6 protein-coding genes are annotated in these 5,658 nt (G+C 72.7%); 2 read left to right on the forward strand and 4 right to left on the reverse strand.

Annotation, left to right across the window (positions count from 1 at the left end):
• The 4 genes from GKQ77_RS26415 to GKQ77_RS26430 form a co-directional block, all read right to left on the reverse strand.
• Nucleotides 1-613 (reverse strand): TgpA N-terminal domain-containing protein (locus GKQ77_RS26415; protein ID WP_219691435.1); only part of this gene is annotated, 613 nt, incomplete at its 3' end.
• A gap of 67 nt (nt 614-680) precedes the next feature.
• Nucleotides 681-2,048, reverse strand: a complete 1,368-nt coding sequence (locus GKQ77_RS26420; RefSeq protein ID WP_219691436.1) for a DUF58 domain-containing protein — start codon at nt 2,046-2,048, stop codon at nt 681-683.
• On the reverse strand, nt 2,048-3,067 hold the full coding sequence (locus tag GKQ77_RS26425; protein ID WP_219691437.1) for an AAA family ATPase: 1,020 nt from the start codon (nt 3,065-3,067) through the stop codon (nt 2,048-2,050). The genes GKQ77_RS26420 and GKQ77_RS26425 overlap by 1 nt, the downstream gene beginning before the upstream one ends.
• A 189-nt stretch (nt 3,068-3,256) precedes the next feature.
• A complete protein-coding gene (locus GKQ77_RS26430; protein WP_219691438.1) occupies nt 3,257-3,814 on the reverse strand; it encodes a beta-class carbonic anhydrase in 558 nt (185 codons plus the stop codon).
• A gap of 417 nt (nt 3,815-4,231) precedes the next feature.
• On the opposite strand from GKQ77_RS26430, the gene rsmH reads away from it, so the two are divergent.
• Both rsmH and ftsL read left to right on the forward strand, forming a co-directional pair.
• Nucleotides 4,232-5,191, forward strand: coding sequence for a 16S rRNA (cytosine(1402)-N(4))-methyltransferase RsmH (gene rsmH, locus GKQ77_RS26435; RefSeq protein ID WP_219691439.1), 960 nt, complete (start codon nt 4,232-4,234; stop codon nt 5,189-5,191).
• A gap of 91 nt (nt 5,192-5,282) precedes the next feature.
• On the forward strand, nt 5,283-5,658 hold a 376-nt coding region (gene ftsL / locus GKQ77_RS26440; protein ID WP_219691440.1), incomplete at its 3' end, for a cell division protein FtsL.

Raw genomic sequence — 5,658 nt, forward strand, 5'->3', positions numbered from 1 at the left:
GCCCCGGGGCGCGCGCCGCGCCGCCGAACACCCGGCCCCACTGCGAGATCCGGTCCCGCCCCTCCGCGAGGAGCAGCAGCAGATACCCGGCGGCGGCCAGCAGGAACCACAGCCATCCCGCGCCGTCCCCGGAGAGCCCCGCCGCGACCGAGTACAGCGCGAGCAGCGGCAGGCCCGCCGGGGCCGCCGTACGGAACGTCACCGCCAGCGCGTCCACCGCGAGGCCGATCACCAGGACGCCGCCGACCAGCATCAGCCGGATGCCGTCGCTGAGCGGCGCCGGGATCGCGTACCGCCCGACGTCCTCGCCGCCCGCCTCCAGGAGCATCCCGAAGCGGCGGAAGACGTCGGGCCCCGGCAGGAGCCCCGCGAGGGCCTGCTCGCGGGCGAAGACCAGGGTGAGCATCAGCAGCGTCACCAGCGCCTGCACCGTCACGGTGAGCGGTCTGGCGAGCGGCATCCGCCGGGCCAGCGCGCCCACCCCGCTCTGCACGGCCAGCAGGATCACCGCCTGGAGGAACCACGTCGCCGGATCGACGAGCGGCAGCAGCGCGCCCGAGGCCATCAGCGTCGCCGTGGTGGCACACAGCGCGAGCCGCGCGCGTCCACTCATGACCGTCCCCCCACTGTCGTACGCGGCCGTGTGTGCGGCCCCCGGCCCTCGTGCCCGGCACCGGTCGTCATGCCCAGCCCCCGGTCGTCGTCCCTGCGGCGGGCGCGGGTCCCGCGCTCGCGCGGGCGTGGTCCGCCTGCCGCCACAGCTCCGTCAGGCCCGCGCCCGGAGGCGCGGCGAGGGCCGTCCAGCCCGCCGCGCGCAGCATCCCCACCCGCGCGTCACCGGCGCGGGACGGCACGCCGCCCGGGCCCTGCGCCCAGGCCTCGCCGTCCAGCACGAAGGCGACCGCGGAGCCGCTGCGCTGGCGCATCTTGGCGACCACCGCCGCCTGCTCCTCGTCGAGGTCGCCGAGGAAGGCGACGAGAAGGCCCTCGTTGCCCCCGCGCAGGACGTCGTACGCGCGGGAGAGCCCGGCCTCTTCGGAGTGGTCGATCACCGCGAGGGTGTCCATCATCAGCCCGGCCGCGTCCGCCGACTCCTGGCTCGCGCCCGCGAAGCCGTCGGAGCCCTCGCCCGGCACGGAGGTGCCCGTGTCGGTCAACAGCCGCACCGAGAAGCCCCGTTCGAGCATGTGTACAAGGGTGGACGCCGCGCCCGACACCGCCCACTCGAAGGCCGAGTCGGGCCCCGCGCCCCGGAAGCCGACGCCCCGGGTGTCGAGCAGGACCGTGCAGCGGGCCCGCTGCGGCTGCTCCTCGCGGCGGACCATCAGCTCGCCGTAGCGCGCGGTGGAGCGCCAGTGCACCCGGCGCAGGTCGTCGCCGTGGCGGTAGCCGCGCGGGATGACGTCGTCCTCACCGGCGAGCGCCAGTGAGCGGTTGCGCCCGTCGCCGTACCCCTTGGCCTCGCCCGTGAGCCGCACCGGCGGCAGCGCCTCCACGCGCGGGATGACGGTCAGGGTGTCGTACGTCGAGAAGGAGCGGGTCAGCTCGCACATCCCGAAGGGGTCCGCGAGGCGCAGTTGCAGCGGACCCAGCGGATAGCGGCCGCGCAGGTCGGAGCGGACGCGGTAGGACACCTCGCGGCGCCCGCCCGCCTCGACGCGGTCGAGCACGAAGCGGGGCCGGGGCCCGAGGACGTAGGGCACCCGGTCCTGGAGCATCAGCAGGCCCGTGGGGAGCCGGGAGACGTTGTCCATGCGCAGATGGACGCGGGCCTCCGAACCGGCGGGCACGCGCGCGGGGGAGAGCCTTCGGCTGCCCGCGACGCGGTAGCGGGTGCGGAAGAGGACGGCGGCGCAGACCAGCGGCAGCACGGCGAGCAGCAGCCCGACGCGCAGCAGGTCGCTCTGGCCGAGGACGTAGGCACAGATGGCGGCCGCGATGCCGGCCGCGAGGAAGGAGCGACCGCGGGTGGTCAGGCCCGCGAGAGCCGTGCGCACCCCGCCCTTGTCGTCCTCGGCGGTGCCCGCCGGCCGCCCCCCGGCCGTCATCACAGCCCCCGCGCGCCGGGCGGCTGCTGGGCGAAGAAACCGCCGCCCGGCTGGGCGGCGGCGGGGACCGGGGTGTGCTGCAGGATCTCCAGGACGACCGATTCGGCCGTACGCCGGTTCAGCTGAGCCTGCGCGGTGGGCAGCAGGCGGTGCGCGAGGACCGCGACCGCCAGGGCCTGCACATCGTCCGGCAGGGCGAACTCCCGCCCGCTGAGCGCCGCGGAGGCCTTGGCCGCGCGCAGCAGATGCAGCGTCGCGCGCGGGGAGGCCCCGAGTCTCAGGTCCGGGTGGTTGCGGGTGGCGCCGACGAGGTCGACCGCGTACCGCCGCACCGCCTCGGCGACGTGGACCGTGCGGACCGCGTCGATGAGCTTCACGATGTCGTGCGCGTGCGCCACCGGCTGGAGGTCGTCCAGGGGCGAGACGCCGCCGTGCACGTCGAGCATCTGCAACTCGGCCTCGGGGCCCGGATAGCCGATCGAGACGCGCGCCATGAAACGGTCGCGCTGCGCCTCGGGCAGGGGATAGGTCCCCTCCATCTCCACGGGGTTCTGCGTGGCCACCACCATGAACGGGCTGGGCAGTTCGTACGTCTGCCCGTCGATGGTGACCTGGCGCTCCTCCATGGACTCCAGGAGCGCGGACTGCGTCTTCGGAGAGGCGCGGTTGATCTCGTCGCCGATCACGATCTGCGCGAAGATCGCCCCCGGCTTGAACTCGAAGTCCCTGCGCTGCTGGTCGAAGATGGACACCCCGGTGATGTCCGACGGCAGCAGGTCCGGCGTGAACTGGATCCGCCGCACCGAGCAGTCGATGGACCGCGCGAGCGCCTTGGCGAGCATGGTCTTGCCCACGCCCGGCACATCCTCGATGAGCAGATGGCCCTCGGCGAGGAGCACGGTCAGCGAAAGCCGTACGACCTCCGGCTTGCCCTCGATCACACCCTCCACCGACCTGCGGACACGCTCCGCTGTGGTGGTCAGATCTGTGAGGCTCGCTCGATCGTCATAGGTCGTCACCCGGCCCTCCTCGGCCCGTTCTCCGGGCCGCCCATTGTGTGTGCGGCCCGGTCCACCCCGAATTCACCGGCACCACGCGTAGATGGTCCGCGTGGTGCCACCCCCGCATTGTTGTTGGGCATGGCGGGTCGTGTCACTCGCCTGTGGATAACTGGCGGCGATTTGTCGGGTCTTACGACCTTTTGTCAGTCACGCAGGGTCGATCTCCCGGAGCCGTCCTGTCGTCACGTCGAACACGAATCCGCGGATGTCATCGGTGTGCAGCAGGAACGGCGAGGTCCGCACGCGCTGCATCGACTGGCGTACGTCCTGGTCGACATCGCGGAAGGACTCCACCGCCCACGTCGGCCGCTGCCCGACCTCCTTCTCCAGGTCCTGCCGGAACTCCTCGGTGAGGGACTCCAGGCCGCAGCCGGTGTGGTGGATGAGGACCACGCTGCGGGTGCCGAGCGCGCGCTGGCTGATGGTCAGGGAGCGGATCACGTCATCGGTGACCACGCCGCCCGCGTTGCGGATGGTGTGGCAGTCGCCCAGCTGCAGGCCGAGCGCGCTGTGCAGATCGAGGCGGGCGTCCATGCAGGCGACGACGGCGACGCCGAGCACGGGACGGGCGTCCATGCCGGGGTCGGTGAAGTCGGCGGCGTACCGCGCGTTCGCCTCGACCAGACGTTCGATGACCGGGCCGGCGGCTGACTCGCCGATCGGCTCTGCGGGGGAGTGGCCCGAAGGGGATGCGGAAGTCGACATGGTTCAGACGTTAGTGGTCATTGATCGACATGGCCCGTTGCGAGAAGGGACAAAGATCGCCAAAAACTCTTGTTGTGAGGTACTCCACAGGGGCGTGGAGCGGCGGCCGAACGGGTGGCTCCGGCCGATCCGTGCCTCTCTTCCAACCGGCCCGCGACGCGCAGGCCGGTTGATTGACCGGGAGACACCGTGGACTAAAGTGACGCGAAGCGGGAGACGTGACCTGCTCCCCGCTGGACCGCACATCCCGGAGATTCCCTGAATCCCCACGTGCGCGGCGCGTACGTACGGCTCGGCCTCCTCCCGCTCCCGGTCGGCTGACGCCACTTCCCCGGCGCCGGCAGGCCATTCCCCTTCACGGAGCGGGTGGGGACCCGGCAGTGCGTACGGACGCCGCGCCGGACCTGAGAGGGCCCCTTGACCGACAACAGCCGACACGTCCCGGTGATGCTCCAGCGGTGCCTGGACATGTTGGCCCCCGCCCTGGCCGAGCCCGGCGCGGTCGTCGTCGACTGCACCCTCGGCCTCGGCGGCCACAGCGAAGCCCTCCTGGCGACCTTCCCTGCGGCCCGCCTCATCGCCCTGGACCGCGACAAGGAAGCGCTGCGCCTGTCCGGCGAACGGCTCGCCCCCTACGGCGACCGGGCCACCCTGGTGCACGCCGTCTACGACGAACTCCCCGAGGTGCTCGACCGCCTGGACATCCCGCGCGTCCAGGGCGTCCTGTTCGACCTCGGCGTCTCCTCCATGCAACTCGACGAGGCCGACCGGGGATTCGCGTACGCCCAGGACGCGCCCCTGGACATGCGCATGGACCAGACGACCGGCATCAGCGCGGCCGAGGTCCTCAACACGTACGCCCCCGGCGAACTGGTGCGGATCCTGCGCCAGTACGGCGAGGAGAAGCAGGCCAAGCGCATCGTGAGCGCCGTCGTCCGCGAGCGCGAGAAGGAGCCCTTCACTAACAGCGCGCGGCTCGTCGAACTCATCCGCGACTCCCTGCCACAGGCCGCCAAGCGCACCGGCGGCAACCCCGCCAAGCGCACCTTCCAGGCCCTGCGCATCGAGGTCAACGGCGAACTGAGCGTCCTGGAGCGGGCGATCCCGGCGGCCGTGAAGGCGCTCGCGGTCGGCGGCCGGATCGCCGTCCTGTCGTATCACTCGCTCGAAGACCGCCTGGTCAAGCAGGTGTTCGCGGCCGGCGCCGCGAACACCGCGCCCCCCGGCCTGCCCGTCGTCCCCGAGCGCTACCAGCCGCGCCTGAAGCTCCTGACCCGCGGCGCCGAACTGCCCACCGAGGAAGAGGTCGCCGAGAACCGCAGGGCCGCCCCGGCGAGACTGCGAGGCGCGCAGCGCGTCCGTGAGGACGTCGGCTGAGCCCCGGCCCTCCCGAATGAGCCCCGGCCCTCCCGAACGCCGAAGGGCCCGCGAGCCGAAGTCCGCCGAGCCGAGTCCGCGAGGAGGCTCCATGAGCAAGAAGCCCGAGCTGCGGGGGAGGGCCGCCCGCCTCGCGCGACTGCTGCCCCAGGGCCCCAACCAGGCCGCGCGCACCCCCTTCGTCCTCCTCGTCGTCCTGCTCCTCGGCGGCGGCCTGATCACGCTGCTCATCCTGAACTCCGCGCTCAACGAAGGCTCGTTCCAGGTGAGCGAGTTGAAGAGGGAGACGAAGGACCTCACCGAGGAGGAACAGCAGCTCCAGCGCGACGTCGACGGCTACGCGGCCCCCGACGCCCTCCAGCGCCGCGCCGACGAACTCGGCATGGTCCCCGGCGGCGGCCCCGCCTTCCTCAACCCCGACGGGACCGTGCGCGGCGTGCCCGGCGCCGCCGCCGGGGACCATGCCG

Origin of the sequence: Streptomyces anatolicus (assembly GCF_019400875.1) — a bacterium.
In the GTDB taxonomy this organism is placed as follows: domain Bacteria; phylum Actinomycetota; class Actinomycetes; order Streptomycetales; family Streptomycetaceae; genus Streptomyces; species Streptomyces anatolicus.